The organism is Rhodovulum sp. ES.010 (assembly GCF_900142935.1).
GTDB lineage: Bacteria > Pseudomonadota > Alphaproteobacteria > Rhodobacterales > Rhodobacteraceae > Rhodovulum.
Window position 1 is genome coordinate 2246433 of the sequence record NZ_FSRS01000001.1, and the last position, 23533, is coordinate 2269965.

Genomic DNA, 23533 nt, shown 5'->3' on the forward strand with positions numbered 1-23533 from the left:
CTCAGAACGCCCCGTGCGAGCCGCTGGCATAGCGCCGGCCGAACATCCCCGTGGGACGCAGCAGAAGGGTCAGCGTCAGCACGATCATCCCGTAGGCCGGGATATAGGAGGCGGCCTTCTGCGCGTCGGGAATGCAGCCCGTCCCCGCGGCCTCGACCATGCCGACCATGATGCCGCCGATGAAGGCGCCGGGCAGCGAGCCGAGCCCCCCCAGCACCACGATCACGAAGGAGCGCATCGCCGGGATCGCGCCGACCTGCGGCAGCCAGGAAAACGCCTGCACCAAGAGCGCGCCCGCCAGCGCGGCGATCATGCCCCCCAGCGCGAAGGCCAGCATGTTCATCCGGTCGGGGTCGATCCCGGCGATGGCGGCGGCCTCGCGGTCCTGGGAGACGGCGCGCAGCGCGCGGCCGGTCCAGGTGCGGTGCAACAGGTAGAGAAGGGCCAGAAGGACAAGAATGCAGGTCACCGCGGCCACGAAACGGGGGTTCGAGACCGAGATCGTGTCGAAAAGCGTCAGGTTTCCGCGGCTGGTCGCGATCCAGTGCGGATCGGCCTCCTCGGGCCAGCGCAAGCGCGGGAAGTCGATATAGCGCTGCACCTTGACGGGGTTCGCGCCGTGCAACGCCTGGACGAAATACTGGATCGTGAAGGCGAGCCCGAAGGTCGCGAGGATGCCGTATTCCACGGGGCGATCCACGCGGCCGTCATACATCGGCGTGAGCATCAGCCGCTCGAACACCGCGCCGACCACGAAGGCGATGGCGCAGGCGCCGAGCACGCCCACCAGCGGCGGCACGCCGGGCAGCCAGACCACGGTGATGTAATAGACCAGCATGCCGCCGATCATGTAGAACTCGCCATGGGCGAAGCTGACCACGCCGAGGATCGAGAAGATCAGCGTCAGCCCCAGCGCCATGAAGCCGTAGATGATGCCGATGATCAGCCCGTTGGCGATCTGGCTGGCGACGAAGGAGCCGTTGGTCACGCAGTTGTTGCCGGGATCGGCAAAGGCGAAGGCCGCGGCGATGACCACCACCGCCAGAAGCCCGAGCGCCACGATGATCCGCCCGGTCAGCGCGGGCGTGCGCGCCCAGAGAAGCCCCACGCCCACGGGGCCGAGCGCGGCGCCCGCCATCGCGCCGACGAAATTGGCGTTGGTGGTGTCGAGATCGCGGGCGAGGTAGCGGCGCCTCAGCGCCATGCTGCCCAGAACGCCCCAGAGGATCATCCACAGGACGACACCCCAGAAGATGGCCGGTGTTTCCACGTTGTCCCCCGAAATTGCCCGGAACGCCCCGGGGGTTGGCCCCCGGTGGGAGGACGGGCGCGCGGTGCGCGCGCCCGCCCGGTGCCGCGAACCCTACTGGTTCACGATGACCGGATCGGCGGTCTTGTAGGCGTCGGGATAGACGATGGCCGCCTCGGAGGAAGGCTGGCCCTCTTCCTGGTACTGAATCATCGTCAGCGCCGGGTCGGGCCACTGGTGCCACCACTCGTCGCCGCGGTCGTCCTCGGAGGGGTCCTTCTGGCTGCCATAGGGGAAGTAGATCTTGCCCAGCGTGCCCTCGTGCTCGATGCTTTCGAGCGCGGTCACGAGGGCGTCGCCGTCGGTGGACCCGGCCTCCTCGATCGCCTGGACGATGATCGCGATCGAGTCATACGCCTCCATCGCGTAGCTCTCGACGTCGGACTTGCCGGTGCGTTCCTTGTAGGTCGCGGCGAAGGCCTTGCCCTTCTCGGTGAACTGGCTTTCGGGCACGCCGATGCGCTGGACGAAGGCGTATTGCCCGTCGGGCACGTTCTCCCAGTAGGCGCCCGATTCCAGCGCGTCCTGGCCGGTGACGAAGGGCAGGTCGAGCGGGCCGATGCCGGCATCCGCCGCCTGCTGGGTGAAGTTGTAGGCCGCCTCGCCGGTGACCAGCGTGATGATCATGTCGGGGTCTTCGGCCTTGATCCGGTTGACGATGCCGGAATAGTCCTGCGTGCCGATATCGACCGAGAAGATCACGCTTTCCACGCCGCCGGTCTCCAGCCCGCGGGCGGTTTCCTCCGAGGCGGGGATGCCGTAATCGGTGTTCTCGGTCAGGATCGCGACCTTGCCGATATCCGGCAGCGTCAGCGCGAACTGCCAGATCGTGGCGGACGCCCAGGACGACAGCGGCGCGATGCGGAAGATGTATTTCTGCTTGTCGCCGGTGATCGTGTCGTTCCAGGTCTCGGCGAAGACGACCGGAACGCCGCGCTCGTTGGCCACGTCCTTGGACGCCACGCCGACCGAACTGTGATAGCCGCCGCCCACGGCCACGACGCCGTCCTGGGTGATCAGGCGTTCCATCACGGCGGTCGCCTTTTCGGGCAGGCCCTCGCTGTCGCCGATCACCACCTCGATCTCGCAGCCGAGCACGCCGCCTTCGGCGTTGATATCCTCTTCGGCGATCATCATCGCGTCGCGCATCGCCTCGCCGCCGACCACGGTGCCAGGCGCCGAGAGCGGCGCCAGCGCGCCGATCCTGATCGGGCAGTCCTGGGCGGCGGCCATGCCCGCGCCCAGGGCCAGAAGGCTGACGGCGGCAAGGCCGGTCACAGACCGAATCCGGGTTTTCATGAATGCTGTCTCCCTGTTCTCGGGCGGCGTCTTGATGCGCCGCCTCCTTGGCTTGGAACGATTCTTCGTTCCGCGTCCCGCAAGCCTAGGCGATTTCGGCGGCGCGGCGCAAATTGCGCCCTTATCGCGCAGGTGCAGCATGGGCATGGGCAGAAATCGGGCGGCGCCCGGACGGCCCCGGCCCGCGGGCGGGCGGGATGCGGGGCGGGATCGGCGCCGGCTTGCAATGGGCGGGAGAATCCGGGCAGCTGTGCATCGCGCCGGGGAGAAACGCGCCATCGCGTTTGCGGTCGCTGCAAATCCGTCTATGCATAGGGCGACGTCAATGGCTCGAGACCCCGAATGACCGATCCCGGCACGCTGCTTCCGATCATCGCGCTGATGCCCTTTCTGGGCGCGCTCGTCCCCGGCCTGATGATCCGCGCCGGGCGCACGGCCTGCGCCACCTTCACCGCGATACCGACGATCCTCGCGCTGGTGATGCTGGGGCTGCTGGTGCCCGGCGTGATGCAAGGCGAGGTCTACCGGGCCGAGATCGAATGGCTGCCGCAGCTCGGCCTGTCGGCGAGCTTCTTCCTCGACGGGCTGGGGATGCTCTTCGCGGGGATGATCCTCGGGATGGGGCTGCTGATCACGCTTTACGCCCGCTACTACCTGTCGGGCGAGGACCCGATGGGGCAGTTCTACACCTATCTGCTGCTGTTCCAGGGCGCGATGCTGGGCATCGTGATTTCCGACAACATATTGCTGTTGCTGATCTTCTGGGAGCTGACCAGCCTGACCTCGTTCCTGCTGATCGGCTATTGGAAGCATCTGCCCGAGGGCCGGCAGGGGGCGCGGATGGCGCTGGTCGTCACCGGGGCCGGGGGGCTGGCGATGATCGGGGGGATGCTGATCCTGGGCGATATCGCGGGCAGCTACAACCTGACCGACATCCTGGCCGAGGGCGAGGCGATCCGGGCCTCGGACATGTACCTGCCGGCGCTGATCCTGATCCTGATCGGGGCGTTCACCAAATCGGCGCAGTTCCCGTTCCATTTCTGGCTGCCGCACGCGATGGCCGCGCCCACGCCGGTCTCGGCCTACCTGCACTCGGCGACCATGGTGAAGGCGGGCGTGTTCCTGCTGGCGCGGATGTGGCCGGTGCTGGCCGGCACCGACGCGTGGTTCTACATCGTGGCGACCACCGGGTTGATCACCATGGTGCTGGGCGCGCTGATCGCGATCTTCAAGGACGATCTGAAGGCGCTTCTGGCGTTCTCGACGGTCAGCCACCTGGGCCTGTTGACGATGCTGCTGGGGTTCGGGACGAAATTCGCGGCCATCGTCGCGGTGTTCCACGTCATCAACCACCTGACCTTCAAGGCGGCGCTGTTCATGTCGGCGGGCATCGTCGATCACGAGGCACATACCCGCGACATCAAGCGGCTGGGCGGGCTTGCGAAGCTGATGCCGATCACGGCGGCGATCGGCATGGTCACGGCGCTGTCGATGGCGGGGATTCCGCTGTTCAACGGGTTCCTGTCCAAGGAAATGATGCTGGACGCGGCCTCGGACACCGTCTGGGCCGGCAGCGCATGGGCGGTGCCGGTGGCGGCGACGCTGGGCGCGCTGTTGTCGGTGGCCTATTCGTTCCGCTTCATCGCGCATGTGTTCCTGGGGCCGGTGCGTGACGATTACCCGTCGAAACCGCACGACCCGCCTTTCGGCATGTGGGCGGCGCCCGCGTTCCTCGCGGTGTTCGTGGTGCTGATCGGCGTGCTGCCGGCGGTCATCGTGGGCCCGCTGGTGGCGGTGGCGGGCGGCGCGGTCATCGGGGGCGGCGAACTGCCCTATTACTCGCTGAAGATCTGGCACGGGGTGAACGCGGCGCTGATCATGTCGATCATCGCAGTGGCGGGCGGCCTGGTGATCCTCGCGCTGCACCGGCCGCTGGACCGGCTCTGGCGGGCCGCGCCGCGCCCCGAGGCCAAGGCGATCTTCGATGCGCTGGTCGGCGGGGTGGCGGGGCTGTCGCAGCGGTTCACCGACGGGCTGCACAACGGCGCGATCAGCCGCTACCTGGCGATCTTCATCGCCGCGACGCTGGCGCTGGGCTATGCCGCCTGGACCGGCGGCGGCCTCGGCCCGCCCACGCGGCCGATGCTGCCGATTCCGCCGGTGGCGGCGATCGGCTGGCTGCTGCTGGTCGCGGCGACGCTTCTGGTCGTGACCATGCACCGGCGCCGGTTCCAGTCGCTGGTGCTGATCGGGGTGATCGGGCTGATGATCTCGGTGGGCTTCGTCTACCTCTCGGCGCCGGACCTCGCGCTGACGCAGATCTCGGTGGAAACCGTGACGATCATGCTGCTGCTTCTGGCGCTGCATTTCATGCCCAAGCACACGCCGAAGGAAAGCCCGCTGGCGCTGCGGGTGCGCGACGGGGTGATCGCGGCGGTGGCGGGCGTCGCCGTCACCGCGCTGGCCATGGCGTTCCTGCGGCATGACTTCTCGACGATCTCGGACTTCCACCTCGCCAATTCCTATACCGGCGGCGGCGGCACCAACGTGGTCAACGTGATCCTCGTCGATTTCCGCGGCTACGACACCTATGGCGAGATCATCGTGCTGGGGATCGCGGGGCTGACCATCTTCGCGCTGATGGAGGGGCTCCTGAACGGCCCGGCGGCGCGGCGGCTGCGCAATACCGACTATTCGCAGGACCGCTCGCGCGACCGGCACCCGCTGATGATGGTGGTGGCGACGCGGGCGATGATGCCCATCGCGGTGGTCGTCGGCGTCTACATCTTCCTGCGCGGGCACAACCAGCCGGGCGGCGGCTTCATCGCGGGGCTGGTGATCTCGATCGCGCTTCTGATGCAGTACATGGCCTCGGGCTTCGCCTGGGCGCAGGCGCGCCAGCGGATCGAGTTCCACGCGATGATCGGCTGGGGCGTCGCGGTCGCGGGGCTGACCGGCGCGGGGGCCTGGCTGGCGGGCAAGCCGTTCCTGACCAGCGCCTATGGCTATGTCGATCTGCCTCTGATCGAGGAATTCGGCATCGGCTCGGCCTTCCTGTTCGACCTCGGCGTGTTCCTGACGGTGCTGGGCGCGGTGATGCTGGCGCTTTACAGCCTGTCGCGGATCGCGCGCTACGCGGGCGAGACGGTGAATGTCGAGCCGATGGATTACGACCCCTCGCAGCGCGTCGAGGCGATGCGGAACGGAGACATCTGATATGGAATTCGTGGTGGCGAGTTCGGTGGGCGTGCTGACCGCGGGCGGGGTCTACCTGGTGCTGCGGCTGCGCACCTTCCCGGTGATCCTGGGCCTGGCGATGCTGTCCTACGCGGTCAACATCTTCCTGTTCTCGACCGGGCGGCTGGCGATCAACGCGCCGCCCGTCCTGCAGAAATACGGCGAGGCGACCTATACCGACCCGCTGCCCCAGGCGCTGGTGCTGACCGCCATCGTGATCTCGTTCGGGATGACGGCGGTGCTGGTGATGATCGCGCTCGGCGCCTATCTGGAGGCCGACCATGACCGGATCGACCTGACCGATCCCGAGGACAACGAACCCGGCAGGAAGGACGGCGCGGCATGAGCCACTGGATCATCGCGCCGGTCATCCTACCCGCCCTGCTGGCCCCGCTGATCGCCTTCGTGATGCGCCACGACATGGTGCTGGCGCGCGCCGCCTCCTTTGCCGGTACCGTGGCGCTCGTCGCGATCTCGGTGGGCCTGACGGTGGCCGCCGCCGGCGGCGAGACATTCTCCTACGCGCTGGGCGACTGGCCCGCGCCCTTCGGCATCGTTCTGGTGCTCGACCGGCTCTCGGCGATGCTGGTGCTTCTGACCTCGGTGCTGGCGCTGATCGTGCTGACCCATGCGACCGCGACCGGCTGGGACGCGCGCGGGCGGCATTTCCACGCGCTGTTCCAGTTCCAGATCATGGGCATCTGCGGCGCCTTCCTGACCGGCGACGCGTTCAACCTGTTCGTGTTCTTCGAGGTGCTGCTGATCGCGTCCTACGGGCTGATGATCCATGGCGGCGGCAAGGTGCGGCTGCAGGCGGGGCTGCAATACGTGGTGATGAACCTCGCCGGCTCCACGCTGTTCCTGTTCGCGCTGGGCACGATCTACGCCACGACCGGCACGCTCAACATCGCCGACCTGGCGGTGAAGGTGCGCGAGATGCCGCTGGAGGACGCGGCGCTGGTGCGCGTGGCGGCGATGCTGTTCATGATCGTCTTCGCAATCAAGGCGGCGCTGTTCCCGATCCAGTTCTGGCTGCCGGCGACCTATGCCAACGCGCCCGCCCCGGTCGCGGCGCTGTTCGCGATCATGACCAAGGTCGGCGCCTATTCGATCGTGCGGGTGCACACGGTGGTCTTCGGCCCCGACGTCGCGGCGACGGCCGGACTGCCGGGGGACTGGCTCTACCCCGCCGCCGCCGTCACCCTGGCGCTCGGCGCGGTGGGCGTGCTGGGCGCGCGGCGGCTGATGCCGATGCTCGCCTTCTCGGTGGTGGCCTCGATGGGCACGCTGATGCTGGGCGTGGCGGCCTTCACGCCCTGGGCGATGACCGCGGCGCTCTACTACCTGCTGCACTCGACCTTCGCCGCGGCGGCGCTGTTCCTGCTGGCCGACCTGGTGCTGGCCCGCAGGCCCGAGGGCGACCGGCTGTCCGCGGCGCCGGCCACGGTGCAGAACGGGCTGTTCGCCGCGCTGTTCTTCGGGGGCGCGCTGGCGATGGCGGGGATGCCGCCGCTCAGCGGGTTCCTGGGCAAGCTGATGCTGCTCGACGCGCTGCGCGCGCCGGGGCTGATGACGCTGGGCTGGGTCACGATCCTCGGCGGCTCGCTGCTGATCATCGTGGGGCTCGCGCGGGCGGGCAGCGTGCTGTTCTGGAAATCGACCGCGGTGGCCGCCCATGTGCCCGCCGGGGGCGACGCGCCAGAAGACGCCCGCCCCGAAATGCACCCGGCCGGCGCGCTGGCGGTGGCGCCCACCATGGCGGCGCTCGCCGCGCTGGTCGCGCTGGCGGTCTTCGCCGGGCCGGTCACCGACTACCTGGAGCGCAGCTCGGCCCAGCTCTTCGACCCCGCCGGTTATGTCGAGGCCGTGCTGGGCCGGGACGGGGAGGGCTGATCCATGCTGCAACGCGTCTTTCCGCACCCGATCCTGAGCGTCACGCTGACGCTGGTCTGGCTGGGCCTCGCCAACAAGGTGACGCCGGGCAACCTGGTCCTGGGCGCGGTGCTGGGCACCGTGGTGCCGCTGGTCACGGCCGCCTACTGGCCCAACCGCCCGCGGCTGCGCCGGCCGCTGAAGATCGCGGAATACGCGCTGGTCGTGCTGTGGGACATCGTCGTGGCCAATATCGAGGTGGCGCGGATCATCGTGTTCAAGCGCAATGCCGACATCCGCTCGCGCTGGATCCCCGTGCCGCTGGACCTGACCTCGGCGGAGGCGATCTCGGTGCTGGCGGGGACCATCACGATGACGCCGGGCACGGTCTCGACGATGCTGTCGGCCGATGGCGGCGCGATCCTGGTGCATTGCCTGCACGCCGACGACCCCGACGAGGTGCGCGACACGATCAAGGCGCGCTACGAGACGCGACTGAAGGAGATTTTCGAATGATCGAGGCGGCGCTGATCTTCGCCTTCGGCTGCTACGGGCTGGGGCTTCTGGCCAATCTGTGGCGGATCACCCGGGGCCCCGACATCGCCGACCGCATCCTCGCGCTGGACACCATGGTCATCAACCTGATCGCGATTCTGATCCTCTACGGGATCTGGCAGGGCACGGCGGTCTACTACGAGGCGTCGATGCTGGTGGCGATGGTCGGCTTCGTCTCGACGGTGGCCTATTGCCGCTTCGTCCTGCGCGGCGACATCATCGAGTGAGGCCGGCCCCATGAGCATGCTCGTCGAATTCCTGATCGCGTTCTTCCTGGTCGTCAGCGGGGTGTTCGGCTTCGTCGGCTCGTTCGGGCTGATCAAGCTGCGCGACACGATGCAACGGCTGCACGGCCCCACCAAGGCCACGACGCTGGGCGTGGGCGGCGTGCTGATCGCCTCGATGCTCTACTTCTCGGTGGTGGATCAGAGCTTCTCGTTCCACGAGTTCCTGATCACCGTGTTCCTGTTCCTGACCGCGCCGATCACCGCGAACTTCATCGCCAAGACCTTCATGCAGGCGCATTGCCGCGCCGAGGACCTGCCGCCGACGGACCGCGATTTCGGATGGTCGCTCTACGACGAGCCGCCCACCGCGCCCGAGGCGGACAAGGACTAGCGCGGCGGGCGACGCCCACGCCCCCTTTGGCCTTGCCGCGCGTGCGTCTATGATTAGGCTCGCGCGGGGGTCGACTCGCCGGCTGCCCTGCACGCGACGCGCCGGGGCCGGAACGCCGGGCGCCCCTTGGTCCCGTGTTTCCCGAACCGGCAGGTCAGAGAATGGAAAGCCTCCTCTTTCAAGCGACGCTCTACCTGGGCGCGATCGTGCTGGCGGTGCCCATCGCGACGCGGCTGGGGCTCGGCTCGGTGCTGGGCTACCTGCTGATCGGCATCGCCATCGGGCCGGTGCTGGGGCTGGTCGGCGCCGAGATGGACAACCTGCGCCACGTCGCCGAGTTCGGCGTGGTGATGATGCTGTTCCTGATCGGGCTGGAGCTGGAACCGCGGGTGCTCTGGTCGATGCGCGACAAGCTGATCGGGCTGGGCGGCCTGCAGATCACCATCACGCTGGCGCTGGTCACCGCCGCGGCGCTGGTCTTCGGCCAGACCTGGCAGGCGGCGCTGGCGATGGGGATGATCTTCTCGCTGTCGTCGACGGCCATCGTGCTGCAGACCCTGTCCGAGAAGAAGCTGATGAACACGCCCGGCGGGCGCAGCACCTTCTCGGTGCTCCTGATGCAGGACATCGCGGTGATCCCGATGCTGGCGTTGATGCCGTTCCTCGCGGTGGCCGGGGCCCATGGCGCGGGAGAGGAGGCGCATGGCGGCCACGGCACGGTCAGCCTGATCGCGGGGCTACCCGCCTGGGGGGTGACGCTGGTCACGCTGGGCGCGGTGCTGGGCACGATCTTCGCCGGGCATTACCTGGTGCGGCCGCTCTTCCGCTACGTGCAGTCGGCGCGGCTGCGCGAGTTGAACACCGCGATGGCGCTGGTGATCGTGGCGGGCATCGCCTCGCTGATGCTGATGGTCGGGCTCTCGCCCGCGCTCGGCACGTTCCTCGCGGGCGTGGTGCTGGCCAACAGCGAGTTCCGGCACGAGCTGGAAAGCTCGATCCAGCCGTTCAAGGGGCTGCTTCTGGGACTGTTCTTCATCACCGTCGGCGCCGGGATGGATTTCTCGATCGTCCGCGAGGCGCCGGTGCTGGTGCCGGTCTACGTGGTGGGCCTGGTGATGATCAAGGTCGCCGTCCTCTACGGGCTGGCGGTGGCCTTCCGGCTCGACCGCGACAACCGCTGGCTGTTCACGCTGGGCCTGGCCCAGGCCGGCGAGTTCGGCTTCGTGCTGTCGGCCTTCGCCGCCTCGCAGAACATCCTGCCCGCGGCGGTGGCGAACATGTCGACCCTGGTGATCGCGCTGTCGATGCTGATCACGCCGGCGCTGTTCATCCTGCACGAGCTGATGGTCCGCTGGCAGAGCGGGGGCGCGGGCGGCGAGCGCCCGGACCACGACCATATCGAGGAAAAGCACCCGGTGATCGTGGCGGGCATGGGCCGCTTCGGCCAGACGGTGAACCGGCTGCTGACGATGACCGGGCACCGCACCACCGTCATCGACCACGACCTGAAGGCGGTGCAGCGGCTGCGCCGGCTCGGCTTCAAGGCCTATTACGGCGACCTCACGCGCCCCGAACTGCTGGCCTCGGCCGGGATCGAGACCGCCGAGGTGCTGGTGGTCTGCCTCGGCGACCCGGCGGCCACCGAACAGCTTGTCAGCTATGCCCGCCGCATCCGCCCCGACCTGCACATCATCGCCCGCGCCCGCGACCGGGTCCATGCCTTCGAGCTCTACCGCGCCGGCGCCGACGAGACCGTGCGCGAACTCTTCGACAGCGCGCTGAACGCCGGGCGCTACGCGCTGGAAAAGACCGGGCTGACCACGGTGGAGGCCGAGAACGCGGTCACGACCTTCTACGAGTTCGAGCGCGCCGCGCTGCGCGACCTTGCGAAGGTCTGGAAGCCCGGCGTGCCGATCGAGGAGAACGCCGATTACGTGGCGATGAGCCGGCAGCTCAATGCCGATCTGGAAACCGCCTTCGCGGAGGCGCCGCTGCACGAGGCGAGCCCGCGCAGCCATGCCGCCCCCGACTCGCCCGCCGATGTCTTCGCCGAGGGCGGCCCCGAGAACCGGTCGTGACGGGCCGTGGGGCCGCCCCGCCTTTTGTAAACGAATTTACAGAACCGGCCCGAATCCCGGTCAGAACATTCACAATATTGACCGTTCGTCGCGATTGACGCGTTGATTTTTTACAGTTTCTAGTAAAAACCCGGAACCGTTAATGGCAGCGCCGCCTTGCGGCCTTCCCAAGACGCACAAGGAGACAGCCGAATGACCGTGACGACGAGCGATGACGCCGCCGATGTGATGCACCCCCCCAGCGCGGAGTTCGTATCCGGCGCCCATATCGACGCGTCGCGGTATGAGGAGATGTATCGCGCGTCGGTCGCGGATCCGGAGGCGTTCTGGGGGGAGCACGGGCGTCGGCTGGACTGGATCAAGCCCTATACCGAGGTCAAGAACACCAACTTCAGGATGGGCGAGGTCGAGATCCACTGGTTCCGCGACGGCACGCTGAACGTCGCCGCCAACTGCATCGACCGCCACCTCAAGACCCGCGGCGACCAGGACGCGATCATCTGGGTGCCGGACGAGCCCGACGCGGAAACCCTGCACATCACCTACCGGGAGCTGCACGAGAAGGTGAACCGGATGGCCAACGTCCTGCTCAGCCAGGGCGTGATGCGCGGCGACCGGGTGGTGCTGTACCTGCCGATGATCCCCGAGGCCGCCTACGCGATGCTGGCCTGCGCGCGGATCGGCGCGATCCATTCCATCGTCTTCGCGGGGTTCTCCTCGGACGGGCTGGCCAACCGGATCAACGATTGCGGCGCCAAGGTCGTCATCACCGCCGACACCGCGCCCAGGGGCGGGCGCAAGACCAACCTCAAGGCCAATACCGACGCGGCCCTTCTGCACTGTTCGGACAAGGTGCGCTGCATGGTGGTCAAGCATACCGGCGACCAGACCACCTGGATCGACGGGCGCGACGTCGACGTGCTGGCGCTGATGGACCATGCCTCGCCCGACTGCCCGGCCCGCGAACTGGGCGCCGAGCATCCGCTGTTCATCCTCTACACGAGCGGATCGACCGGCAAGCCCAAGGGCGTGGTGCACAGCTCGGGCGGCTATCTCGTCTATGCCGCGATGACCCATGAATACGTCTTCGACTATCACGAGGGCGACGTGTTCTGGTGCACCGCCGATGTGGGCTGGGTCACCGGGCACAGCTACATCGTCTACGGGCCGCTGGCGAACGGGGCCACCACCGTGATGTTCGAGGGCGTGCCCACCTACCCCGACGCGGGCCGCTTCTGGCGGATCTGCCAGGACCTGAAGGTCAACCAGTTCTACACCGCGCCCACGGTGATCCGGGCGCTGATGGGCCAGGGCACCGAGTGGGTCGAGACATACGACCTGTCGTCGCTGAAGGTGCTGGGCACGGTCGGCGAGCCGATCAACCCCGAGGCCTGGGAGTGGTACAACACCCATGTCGGCCAGGGGCGCTGCCCGATCGTCGACACCTGGTGGCAGACCGAGACCGGCGGCCACCTGCTGACGCCCCTGCCCGGCGCCACGCCGACCAAGCCCGGCTCGGCCACGCGGCCGTTCTTCGGGGTGCAGCCGGTGGTGCTGGAGCCCGAATCCGGCAAGGAGATCGAAGACACCGTGGCCGAGGGCGTGCTCTGCCTGAAGGATTCGTGGCCCGGCCAGATGCGCACGGTCTGGGGCGATCACGAGCGCTTCCAGGACACCTATTTCAGCCATTACAAGGGCTACTACTTCTCCGGCGACGGCTGCCGGCGCGATGCCGACGGGTATTACTGGGTGACGGGGCGCGTCGACGACGTGATCAACGTGAGCGGCCACCGGATGGGCACCGCGGAGGTCGAATCCGCGCTGGTGGCCCATGCCGCGGTGGCCGAGGCGGCGGTCGTCGGCTACCCGCACGAGATCAAGGGCCAGGGCATCTACGCCTATGTCACGCTGATGAACGAGGTCGACCCCACCGACGCGCTGAAGAAGGAACTGGAGAAGTGGGTCCGCACCGAGATCGGCCCGATCGCCAAGCCCGACCTGATCCAGTGGGCGCCGGGCCTGCCCAAGACCCGCTCGGGCAAGATCATGCGCCGCATCCTGCGCAAGATCGCCGAGAACGACTACGGCACCTTAGGCGACACCTCCACCCTCGCCGACCCCTCGGTGGTCGACGACCTCATCGAAAACAGGATGAACCGGGGCTGAGCCCCGCGCAAGACACCGGGCGCGCGGGAGGCGCGCCCGGCCCTTCAACCCGCAACGGGAGGAACTGCTCCATGTCCGACAAGGACGCCGCAATGGCCTACTGGAAGGCCAACCTTCGCCTCATCGTCATAAGCCTCGTCATATGGGCCACAGTCTCGTTCGGCTTCGGGATCATCCTGCGCCCGCTGCTGTCCGGCATCAGCGTCGGCGGCACCGATCTGGGCTTCTGGTTCGCCCAGCAAGGCTCGATCCTGGTCTTCCTGTGCCTGATCTTCTTCTACGCGTGGCGCATGAACCGGCTGGATCGCAAGTTCGGCGTGGACGAGGAGTGAGACCATGAGCCAATTCGTCATCAACCTGATCTTCGTGGGCGCCTCGTTCGCGCTCTATATCGGTATCGCGATCTGGGCCCGCGCCGGGTCCACCTCCGAGTTCTACGCCGCGGGCCGCGGCGTCCACCCCGTGACCAACGGCATGGCCACCGCGGCCGACTGGATGTCGGCGGCCTCCTTCATCTCGATGGCGGGCCTCATCGCCTTTGTCGGTTATGACAACTCGACCTTCCTGATGGGCTGGACCGGCGGCTACGTGCTGCTGGCGCTGCTGCTGGCGCCCTACCTGCGGAAGTTCGGCAAGTTCACCGTGTCGGAGTTCATCGGCGACCGGTTCTACAGCCAGACCGCGCGCATGGTGGCGGTGGTCTGCCTGATCGTCGCCTCGATCACCTACGTGATCGGCCAGATGACCGGCGTGGGCGTGGCCTTCGGCCGCTTCCTCGAGGTGGACAACACCACCGGCCTCTTGATCGGGGCGGCGGTCGTCTTCGCCTACGCGGTGTTCGGCGGCATGAAGGGCGTCACCTACACCCAGGTCGCGCAATATGTGGTGCTGATCCTGGCCTACACGATCCCGGCGATCTTCATCTCGCTGCAGCTGACCGGCAACCCGATCCCGGCGCTCGGCCTCTTCGGCGAGCACCAGGCGTCGGGCGAGCCGCTGTTGCAGAAGCTCGACCAGATCGTGACGGACCTGGGCTTCCGCGAATACACGATGCACCACGGCGACACGTTCAACATGGTGCTGTTCACCCTGTCGCTGATGATCGGCACCGCGGGTCTGCCGCACGTCATCATGCGGTTCTTCACCGTGCCGCGGGTGGCCGATGCGCGCTGGTCGGCGGGCTGGACGCTGGTCTTCATCGCGCTTCTCTACCTGACGGCCCCGGCCGTGGGCGCGATGGCGCGGCTGAACATCACCGAACTGATGTGGCCCAACGGCACCGACGGGCAGGCCGTCTCGACCGAGACGATCCAGAGCGACCCGGCCTATGACTGGATGGAAACCTGGCGCGTCACCGGCCTTCTGGGCTGGGAAGACAAGAACGGCGACGGGCTGATCCAGTACTACAACGACGCGAGCCCCGAGATGCAGGAGCGTGCGGAGGCCGAAGGCTGGCAAGGCAACGAGCTGACCAACTTCAACCGCGACATCCTGGTGCTCGCCAACCCCGAGATCGCCAACCTGCCCGCCTGGGTGATCGGCCTGATCGCGGCCGGCGGCCTCGCGGCGGCGCTGTCGACGGCGGCGGGGCTCTTGCTCGCGATCTCCTCGGCGGTGAGCCACGACCTGATCAAGGGGGCGCTCAACCCCAACATCTCGGAACGCGGCGAATTGTTGTCGGCGCGGCTGGCGATGGCGGCGGCGATCGTGGTGGCGACCTATCTGGGGCTCAACCCGCCGGGCTTCGCCGCGCAGACCGTGGCACTGGCCTTCGGGTTGGCCGCGGCCTCGATCTTCCCGGCGCTGATGATGGGCATCTTCTCGACGCGCATCAACAACGTGGGCGCGGTCGCGGGGATGCTGGCGGGCCTGATCACCACGCTGGTCTACATCTTCCTGCACAAGGGCTGGTTCTTCATCCCCGGCACCAACAGCTTCGACGACAGCGATCCGCTGCTGTTCACGATCAAGTCGACCTCGTTCGGCGCGGTCGGTGCGGCGATCAACTTCGCCACCGCCTATGTCGTGGCGAGCATGACGAAGGAGACGCCGGAAGAGATCAAGGACCTGGTCGAAAGCGTGCGCGTCCCGCGCGGCGCCGCCGCGGCCGCGGCCGACCACTGACGCAACACCGGAGGGGGCGGGCCGCCGCCCCCTCTGCCCCGACCGGAATTTCCCGGCGGGTCCTCCTCCTTTTAGGTTGTTTCATGACCGGCAATCCGCGCAGGAGGCGCGCATGTCCGACGCCGAGGCCGATCTCCTCGCAGAGCTGACCGCGATTCCGCCCTTCGACTTGCTGCCCGAGGACGCGCGGGACGGGCTGACGGGCCGTGTGCGGCGGCTCGAGACCGGGGTCGGGCAGACGATCTGCCGCGAGGGCGAGAAGCTCGACGGGCTTTACGTGATCGTCGCGGGCGAGGTCGATATCGAGAGCGCGGGTTCGGACGTGATCGCGCATCGCGGCCCCGGCGACGTGGTCGGCGAACGCGGGCTGCTGCGGTTCGGGCGCGCGACGCTGACCGCGCGGGCGCGCAGCGCGGTCACGGCGCTGCTGGTGCCCAAGGCCGAGTTCCACGACCTGATGGACGACGTGCCGGCCTTTGCCGACTGGTTCCGCCGGGCGGTGCCCGGCCGGGTCGCCGACACTGGCGACGAGGCGGCGGGCCTGACCGCGCTGAAGGTGGCCGACCTGATGACCGCCACGCCGGTCACCTGCCCGGTCGGCGCGACCGTGACCGAGGCCGCGCGGATCATGCGTGAGAACGGCATTTCCTCGGCGATCGTGATGGAGGGCGCGGCACCGGCAGGCATCGTCACCGTGCGCGACCTGACCAACAAGGTGCTGGCCGAGGGGCTGGACGGCACGACCCCGGTCGCCCGGGTGATGACCGCGGACCTGATCACCATCGCGCCCGAGGCGCTGGGGCTCGACGCGCTGATGATGCTGGCCGACCACAATATCAGCCACCTGCCGGTGGCCGAGGCCGGCCGCATCGTGGGGTTGATCGGGCGCACCGACCTGTTCCGCCAGCAGGCCGCGACCGCCAGCCACATGATCGTCGAGATCGTCGATGCGCGCTCTGCCGAGGAGATGGCGGGGGTGGTGGCCGAGGTGCCGGGGCTCCTGGCGCAGCTTGTCCGGTCGGGCGTGGGGCCGCACGCGATCTCGCGGCGGATCACCGACATCACCGACGCGGTCACCCGGCGCCTGCTGGCCCTGGCCGAGGAGAAGCTGGGCCCGCCGCCGGTGCCCTACCTGTGGCTCGCCTGCGGCAGCCAGGGCCGGCGCGAGCAGACCGGCGTCAGCGACCAGGACAACTGCCTGATCCTGGACGATGCCGCCCGGCCCGAGCACGACGCCTATTTCGCCGACCTGGCCCGCTTCGTCTCGGACGGGCTGAACACCTGCGGCTTCGTCTATTGCCCCGGCGACATGATGGCCACCAACCCGCGCTGGCGTCAGCCGCGCCGGGTCTGGCGCGAGTATTTCGCGGGCTGGATCGCCCAGCCCGACACCGAGGCGCAGATGCTGGCCTCGGTGATGTTCGACCTGCGGCCCATCGGGGGCACGCCCGAGCTGTTCGCCGACTTGCAGGCCGAGACGCTGGCGATGGCGCGCAAGAACTCGATCTTCGTGGCGCACATGGTGTCGAACTCGCTGAAGCACACGCCGCCGCTCGGCCTGTTCCGCGGCTTCGCCCTGATCCGGTCGGGCGAGCACAAGGACACGCTGGACCTCAAGCTGTCGGGCGTGGTGCCGGTGGTGGATCTCGGCCGGGCCTACGCGCTGAAGGGCGCGCTGGAGGCGGTGAACACGCGCGAGCGGCTGGAGGTGGCGCGCGAGGCGGGCGTGATCTCGCAATCGGGCGCGCATGACCTGATCGACGCCTACGACCTGATCGCCGAGACGCGGCTGCGCCACCAGGCCGAGCAGATCGGCGCGGGCCGGGCGCCCGACAACTTCATGGCGCCGGGGCAGTTGTCGGAACTGGAACGCAACCACTTGCGCGACGCCTTCATGGTCATCAAGACGATGCAATCGGCGGTCGGCCAGGGCCGCGGCTCTCTGGGGTAGCGGCGGATGTTCCTCGAACTCATCGCAAGCTTCGTCGCCGCCTTCGCGGCCGCCGGGATCGTGCTGGTGCTGAACCGCGCGACGGGGCGGCGCCTGCCCCGCTGGCTGGTGCCGGTCGCGGCGGGGGCGGCGATGATCGGCTACGCGGTCTGGTCGGAATACAGCTGGGCGAGCCGCACGGTGGCGGGCCTGCCCGAGGGGGTGGTCGAGGTGGACCGCGTCGCCGAACGCAGGCCGTGGAAGCCCTGGACCTATCTCGCGCCGCAGGTGACGCGGCTGATGGCCGCCGATGTCGCGGGCGCGGCGACGCGGGAGGACGCGCCGGGCGTGCGGCTGGTGACGCTTTACGCCTTTGCGCGCTGGCAGCCGACCCGGTCGATTCCGGTGCTGGTCGATTGCGACGCCGCGGCGCGCGCCGACGTGACCGACGCCGCGCTGGCCGCCCCCGCGCAGGCGGACTGGCGGCCGCTGGGGCCGGACGACCCGCTGATCCGCGCCGTGTGCGGCGCAAGCTGAGGAGAAAGGCGCATGGCGCGGAAGAGCGTTCTGCTGGCCGAGGACGAGGACGGGATCGCCATCGCGCTGGAATACCTCATCGCGCGCGAGGGCTATGACACGCGGCGCGTCGCCGATGGCGAGGCCGCGATGAAGGCGCTGGAGGAGGCGCCGCCGGATCTGGTGGTGCTGGACGTGATGCTGCCGCACCGCTCTGGCTACGAGATCTGCCAGTCGATCCGGCGCGACGAGGACCTGAAAGATGTTAAGGTCCTGATGATGACGGCGCGCGGTGGAGAGGTCGAGCGGCGCAAGGGGCTGGCACTCGGGGCGGATGCGTTCCTGACCAAGCCCTTCGCGACCGCGGATCTGACGGCCCAGATCCGCGCGTTGTTGGGAGGAGAGGGTGGATGCATGAACGATTCGGGCTGAGAACCCGGTTCGCGCTGTTCTTCGCCGCGCTTGCCGCCGGCGGGCTCGCCGCCTTGATCCTGGGCCTCTGGCTCGGACACGCACGCGCCGGCGGGCCGGTGGAGGGCTATGTGATCGCGGGCCTCGTGGCGGGGCTCGGCCTGGCCGGGCTGGCCGCGTGGGTGGCGCTGATGTTCGACGAGAACGTGGCCCGCCCGATCCTGGCGCTGGCCGACGAACTGACCACGCGGGCGCGGGCCGATATCGACGCCGATATCGACGAAAGCGAGGCGAAATATCTGGGCGCCCTGGCGCCCGCGGCGAACGCGATCCACGATGCGCTCGCCGAGACCCGCGACGCGCAGGAGCGCGCGGTGGCCGAGAAGACCGCGAGCCTGAACCGCGAGAAGGCGATGTTCGAGGCGCTGTTGCGCGATCTCGCCGAGGGGGTGGTGGTGGCCACCCCGGACCACCGGATCATGCTGTATAACCGGGCGGCGCAGGGGCTTCTGGGCGATCTGGGGCTCGACCGGTCGCTGACCGCGTTTCTCAGGCCCGAGCCGTTGACCCATGCGTTGGACCGGCTGGGCGCGCGCGCCGCGCGCGGCGAGGTGGAGGCCGAACGCTTCCTCGCCGCCACCGCCTGCGGCGAGCGGTTCCTGATGGCGCGCGTCAGCCCAATCGCGGTCGACGGCGCGCGCGTCGGCTATGTTCTCATCTTCCACGACGCGACCGAGGATCTCGACGCCCATGCCGAGCGCGACCACCTGTTCAACACGCTGCTGGAAAACGTGCGCCGGCCCACGGCGGCCATCGGCGCGCTGATCGACGCGATCGAGTCCGACCCGGACATGGCGGCCGACGCGCGCACGACCTTCTTCCGGCAGTTGCGCCGCGAACAGGGCGCGCTGGCGGTGCGGCTGCACGAGGTGGCCGAACGCCATGGCGCGGCGACGGCGCGGCACTGGCCGATGCCGGCGGTCGCCTCGGACGACATCTTCGACGCGCTGCAGGCCCGCCTGCAGGGCGCCTTGCGCATCGCGGGCGCGCGGCAGTTCCTGCGCTGCGACGGCTTCGCGGTGAGCGAGCTGCTGGCGCGCGTCCTCGAAGGGTTGCAGTCCTCCGGCAGCCGCCGGGCGCTCGAGCTCAGCGCCGAACGGTGCGAGGACGAGGTCTGCCTCAGCCTGCGCTGGGAGGGCGACGCGCTTCCCGACGGCGACCTCGACCGCTGGCTCTCGGCGCCGCTGTCGGACGGCTACGGGCAGTATATCGGCCGCGATGCGCTGGAAGGCCACGCGACCGAGATGTGGGCCGAACCCTGCGGGCACGGGCACCGGCTGGTGCTGCCGCTGAAGGCCGCGGACAAGCCGCAGCTGACGCCGTCCGATCCGCGCCCGGAATTCTACGATTTCACCCTGCCGCCGTCGGTGTCGGACGAGCTGGTGGACCGGCCGCTTTGCGACCTGCGCTTCGTGGTGTTCGACACCGAGACCACCGGCCTGGCGCCCGCCGCGGGCGACGAGATCGTGCAGATCGCGGGCGTGCGCATCGTCAATGGCCGCATCCTGCGCGGCGAGGTGTTCGAGACGCTGGTGGACCCCGGGCGGCCGATCCCCGCCGCCTCGACCGCGGTGCACGGGATCGACGCCGCCCGCGTGCAGGGCGCGCCCGATATCGCCGAGGCCGGGCGCCGGTTCCACGCGTTTTCCGAGGACTCGGTGCTGGTCGCGCATAACGCGGCCTTCGACATGGCGTTTCTCAAGCGCAAGGAGGCGCGGCTGGGACTGAGCTTCGACCAGCCGACGCTGTGCACCGTGCTGCTGTCGGCGGCGCTGTTTCCCAATGCGAACGACCACACGCTGGACGCGCTCGTCGGGCGGTTCGGGGTGGTTCTGCCGCCCGAGCACCGGCATACCGCGCTGGGCGACGCGCTGGCCACGGCCGAGGTGTTCCGCCACATGCTGGGGGTGCTGGACGGCGCCGGCATCCGCACGCTGGGCCAGGCGCTGGCGCGCAGCGACGAGATGCACCGGATCCGCCGGGCGCAAAGCTACTGAGGCCCGGAACGGCAAGCGGCGGCGCGAGAGCCCCGCGCCGCCGCCACTGTCACGTCACGCGGCTCAGGCGATGTCGAACCGGTCGGCGTTCATCACCTTGGTCCAGGCCGCGACGAAGTCGTCGACGAATTTCGCCTCGCTGTCGTCCTGGGCATAGACCTCGGCATAGGCGCGCAGGATCGAGTTGGACCCGAAGACCAGGTCCACCCGCGTCGCCGTCCATTTCACGTCGCCGGACTTGCGGTCGCGGATTTCGTAGACATTGCCTTCCGCCGGCTTCCACTCGTTCCCCATGTCGGTGAGGTTCACGAAGAAGTCGTTGGTGAGCGCCCCTTCGCGGTCGGTGAAGACGCCGTGCTTCGTGCCGCCGTGATTGGTGCCGAGCACCCGCATGCCGCCGACCAGCGCGGTCATTTCCGGCGCCGTGAGGCCCAGGAGCTGGGTCCGGTCCAGCATCAGTTCCTCGGGGCTGACCACGTAATCCTTCTTGAGCCAGTTGCGGTAGCCGTCGGCCACCGGTTCCAGCACCTCGAAGGATTCGGCGTCGGTCATCTCGTCACTGGCGTCGCCCCGTCCCGGCGCGAAGGGCACCGTGACGTCGAAGCCCGCGGCCCTGGCCGCCTGCTCAATCCCGACATTGCCCGCGAGCACGATCGCGTCGGCGAGGCTTGCGCCCGCTTGGGCCGCGATCGGTTCCAGCACCGAGAGGACTTTTTGCAGGCGCTCGGGCTCGTTGCCGTCCCAGTCCTTCTGGGGGGCGAGCCGGATGCGCGCGCCGTTGGCCCCGCCCCGCATGTCGGAGCCGCGATAGGTGCGCGCGCTGTCCCAGGCGGTGGCGACCATCTCGGGGACGGAAAGCCCGCTGTCGGCGATCTTCGCCTTGAGCGCGTCCACGTCATAGCCGGTGGGGCCGGCCGGGATCGGGTCCTGCCAGATCAGGTCCTCTTGCGGCACCTCGGGGCCGACATAGCGCACCTTGGGGCCCATGTCGCGATGGGTCAGCTTGAACCAGGCGCGCGCGAAGGTGTCCTGGAAATAGGCCGGGTCGGCGCGGAACTTCTCCATGTAGGACCGGTAGGTCGGGTCCATCTTCATCGCCATGTCGGCGTCGGTCATGATCGGGTTGTGCCGCTTGGACGGGTCGGAGGCATCGACCGGCTTGTCCTCCTCGGCGATCTCGACCGGTTCCCACTGCCAGGCGCCGGCGGGGCTTTTCTTCAGCTCCCACTCGTGGTCCAGCAGCATCTCGAAATAGCCCTGGTCGAACGTCGTCGGGTTGGTCGTCCAGGCGCCCTCGATGCCCGAGGTCACGGCGTTCGCCGCCTTGCCGCCCATCGCCGCGTTCGCCCAGCCGAAGCCCTGGGATTCGGGGCCGGCGGCTTCCGGCTCGGGGCCCAGCGCCGCCGCATCGCCGTTGCCGTGGCACTTGCCGACGGTGTGGCCGCCCGCGGTCAGCGCCGCGGTCTCCTCGTCGTTCATCGCCATGCGCTTGAAGGTCTCGCGCACCTGCTCGGCGGTCTTGAGCGGGTCGGGCTGGCCGTTCACGCCTTCGGGGTTCACGTAGATCAGGCCCATCTGCACCGCGGCCAGCGGGTTTTCCATGGTCGCGGGGTTCTCCACGCTGTCGTAACGCTCGTCCGACGGGGCGAGCCATTCCTTCTCGGCGCCCCAGTAGGTGTCCTTCTCGGGGTGCCAGATATCCTCGCGCCCGAAGGCGAAGCCGAAGGTCTTGAGCCCCATGTCCTCGTAGGCGACGTTGCCGGCGAGGATGATGAGGTCGGCCCAACTGACGGCGTTGCCGTATTTCTTCTTGATCGGCCACAGCAGCCGGCGCGCCTTGTCGAGGCTGACATTGTCGGGCCAGGAGTTCAGCGGCGCGAAACGCTGGTTGCCGGTGCCGCCGCCGCCGCGGCCGTCGGCGAGCCGGTAGGACCCCGCCGCGTGCCAGGCCATGCGGATCATCAGACCGCCGTAATGGCCCCAGTCGGCCGGCCACCAGTCCTGGCTGTCGGTCAGCAGCGCGCGGAGATCGGATTTGAGCGCGTCGACGTCGAGCTTTTCAAGTTCCTTGCGGTAGTCGAAACCCCGGCCCATCGGGTCGGTCTTGGTGTCGTGCTGGTGCAGGATGTCGAGGTTCAGCGCGTTCGGCCACCACCCCAGGTTCGAGGTGCCCAGCGAGGTCAGCCCGCCATGCATGACCGGGCACTTGCCTTTCAGGCCGATATCTTCTCCGTCCATTGCTCTCTCCGCTTTCTTGCGTGTTCGACTGTGGGCGGCCATGCGGACCGCGGCGCCGCTGGCGCCCTGGGGCCCGGGCATCCTTGGCCCGGGAACCGCTGCTGTCCGCATATCCTCCTAGAATCGTTCTAGCAAGGTCTCCGCATTTGGAAAAGTTGCATTTTTTCATTGCTGCGATAGCCTGCGCTTATGAGAAACCTCACCCTGAAGCAGCTCCGCTATTTCGAGGCGCTGGCGCGGCATGGCCATTTCGGGCGTGCCGCCGAGGCCTGCGCAATCTCGCAGCCGGCATTGTCGGTGCAGATCAAAGACCTGGAGGCGTCGCTGGGCACGGGGCTCTTCGAACGGGGCCCGCGCGCGGTGCGGCTGACGCGCTTCGGCGAGGAGTTCGCGCTGCGCGCCCGCGAGATCCTGCGCGCGGTGGACGATCTGGGCGACCTGGCGCGCGCGGCGCGCGAGGACCTGGCCGGGCCCTTGCGGATCGGGGTGATTCCCACCATCGCGCCCTATCTTTTACCGAGTCTGCTGGGTGCGCTGACGCGGCGCCATCCCCGGCTGGACGTGCATGTGCGCGAGACCCTGACGCCCCGGCTGGTGCAGGAGCTGGACGAGGGCCGGATCGACACCGCGCTGGTCGCGCTGCCGGTGTCCGAGCCCGCCTTCGCCGAGGTCGCGCTGTTCACCGAGCGGATGCTGCTGGTCCGCCCGGCGGGGGAGGCCGATGCGCCGGTGCCCGCGCCCGAGGCGCTCAGGGGCATGCGCCTGCTGCTGCTGGAGGAAGGCCACTGCTTCCGCGACCAGGCGCTGTCCTTCTGCAATATCGGCGCCGGGCGGCCGCAGGAGGGGCTGGAGGGCAGCGCGCTGGCGACGCTGGTGCAGATGGTGGGCGCGGGGCTCGGGGTGACGCTAATCCCCGAGATGGCGGTGCCGGTCGAGACGCGCTCGGCCCCGGTGTCGGTCGCACGCTTCGCGGCCCCCGAGCCCGCGCGCACGGTGGGGATGATCTGGCGCAGGTCGAGCCCGCTCGCCGGGCAGCTGATGCAGGTGGCCGAGGCGGTCCGCGAGGCGGGCGAGACGGTGCGCGATGCGGCGCTGGCGGCCGAGGCGGCGCCGGCCGCCTGAG

The 23533-nt window shown here is 68.8% G+C and carries 18 protein-coding genes; 15 read left to right on the forward strand and 3 right to left on the reverse strand.

All coding sequences use genetic code 11. The annotated features are described in order from the left end of the window. Position 1: 1 nt before the first annotated feature. Positions 2–1270, reverse strand: a complete 1269-nt coding sequence (locus BUR28_RS10975) for a branched-chain amino acid ABC transporter permease (protein ID WP_074220157.1) — start codon at positions 1268–1270, stop codon at positions 2–4. A 93-nt stretch (positions 1271–1363) separates the two neighbouring features. After that, a complete protein-coding gene (locus tag BUR28_RS10980; RefSeq protein WP_074220158.1) occupies positions 1364–2608 on the reverse strand; it encodes an ABC transporter substrate-binding protein in 1245 nt (414 codons plus the stop codon). A gap of 342 nt (positions 2609–2950) precedes the next feature. Between BUR28_RS10980 and BUR28_RS10985 the strand changes: the two genes are divergently transcribed. The 14 genes from BUR28_RS10985 to BUR28_RS11050 all read left to right on the forward strand — a co-directional run bounded on the left by BUR28_RS10985 (position 2951) and on the right by BUR28_RS11050 (position 20172). Continuing rightward, a complete protein-coding gene (locus tag BUR28_RS10985) occupies positions 2951–5824 on the forward strand; it encodes a monovalent cation/H+ antiporter subunit A (protein WP_074220159.1) in 2874 nt (957 codons plus the stop codon). Position 5825: 1 nt separating this feature from the next. Beyond that, complete coding sequence (locus tag BUR28_RS10990) at positions 5826–6191, forward strand: Na+/H+ antiporter subunit C (RefSeq protein ID WP_074220160.1); 366 nt, start codon at positions 5826–5828, stop codon at positions 6189–6191. Then, positions 6188–7738: a monovalent cation/H+ antiporter subunit D gene (locus BUR28_RS10995; protein ID WP_074220161.1), complete on the forward strand. Its 1551-nt coding sequence runs from the start codon at positions 6188–6190 to the stop codon at positions 7736–7738. The genes BUR28_RS10990 and BUR28_RS10995 overlap by 4 nt, the downstream gene beginning before the upstream one ends. A 3-nt stretch (positions 7739–7741) precedes the next feature. Continuing rightward, entirely contained in the window at positions 7742–8233 is a 492-nt protein-coding gene (locus tag BUR28_RS11000; protein ID WP_074220162.1) for a Na+/H+ antiporter subunit E, read from the forward strand. Then, positions 8230–8499, forward strand: coding sequence for a K+/H+ antiporter subunit F (locus BUR28_RS11005; protein WP_074220163.1), 270 nt, complete (start codon positions 8230–8232; stop codon positions 8497–8499). The genes BUR28_RS11000 and BUR28_RS11005 overlap by 4 nt, the downstream gene beginning before the upstream one ends. A gap of 10 nt (positions 8500–8509) precedes the next feature. Continuing rightward, on the forward strand, positions 8510–8890 hold the full coding sequence (locus tag BUR28_RS11010; protein ID WP_074220164.1) for a Na+/H+ antiporter subunit G: 381 nt from the start codon (positions 8510–8512) through the stop codon (positions 8888–8890). A gap of 161 nt (positions 8891–9051) precedes the next feature. After that, positions 9052–10968 carry a monovalent cation:proton antiporter-2 (CPA2) family protein gene (locus BUR28_RS11015; RefSeq protein WP_074220165.1) on the forward strand — a complete coding sequence of 639 codons (1917 nt, stop codon included), beginning with the start codon at positions 9052–9054 and terminating at the stop codon, positions 10966–10968. Positions 10969–11160: 192 nt separating this feature from the next. Next, positions 11161–13134 carry an acetate--CoA ligase gene (acs, locus tag BUR28_RS11020; RefSeq protein ID WP_074220166.1) on the forward strand — a complete coding sequence of 658 codons (1974 nt, stop codon included), beginning with the start codon at positions 11161–11163 and terminating at the stop codon, positions 13132–13134. A gap of 71 nt (positions 13135–13205) precedes the next feature. Continuing rightward, a complete protein-coding gene (locus tag BUR28_RS11025; RefSeq protein ID WP_074220167.1) occupies positions 13206–13466 on the forward strand; it encodes a DUF4212 domain-containing protein in 261 nt (86 codons plus the stop codon). Positions 13467–13470: 4 nt separating this feature from the next. Next, positions 13471–15258, forward strand: a complete 1788-nt coding sequence (locus BUR28_RS11030) for a sodium:solute symporter family protein (protein WP_074220168.1) — start codon at positions 13471–13473, stop codon at positions 15256–15258. Between the two features lie 112 nt (positions 15259–15370). Beyond that, entirely contained in the window at positions 15371–17209 is a 1839-nt protein-coding gene (locus BUR28_RS11035; RefSeq protein ID WP_074220169.1) for a DUF294 nucleotidyltransferase-like domain-containing protein, read from the forward strand. Positions 17210–17215: 6 nt separating this feature from the next. Continuing rightward, positions 17216–17725 carry a hypothetical protein gene (locus BUR28_RS11040; RefSeq protein WP_074220170.1) on the forward strand — a complete coding sequence of 170 codons (510 nt, stop codon included), beginning with the start codon at positions 17216–17218 and terminating at the stop codon, positions 17723–17725. A 12-nt stretch (positions 17726–17737) separates the two neighbouring features. After that, complete coding sequence (locus BUR28_RS11045; protein WP_074220171.1) at positions 17738–18136, forward strand: response regulator transcription factor; 399 nt, start codon at positions 17738–17740, stop codon at positions 18134–18136. Beyond that, the gene (locus BUR28_RS11050) at positions 18115–20172 is read left to right on the forward strand and encodes a 3'-5' exonuclease (RefSeq protein ID WP_074220172.1); all 2058 of its coding nucleotides are present in this window, start codon (positions 18115–18117) and stop codon (positions 20170–20172) included. Before BUR28_RS11045 ends, BUR28_RS11050 begins: the two co-directional genes overlap by 22 nt. 63 nt (positions 20173–20235) lie before the next feature. Here the strand turns inward: BUR28_RS11050 and katG are convergent, their stop codons facing one another. Continuing rightward, complete coding sequence (katG, locus tag BUR28_RS11055) at positions 20236–22410, reverse strand: catalase/peroxidase HPI (RefSeq protein ID WP_074220173.1); 2175 nt, start codon at positions 22408–22410, stop codon at positions 20236–20238. A 189-nt stretch (positions 22411–22599) separates the two neighbouring features. Between katG and BUR28_RS11060 the strand changes: the two genes are divergently transcribed. Next, entirely contained in the window at positions 22600–23532 is a 933-nt protein-coding gene (locus BUR28_RS11060; RefSeq protein WP_074220174.1) for a LysR substrate-binding domain-containing protein, read from the forward strand. Position 23533 lies beyond the last annotated feature (1 nt).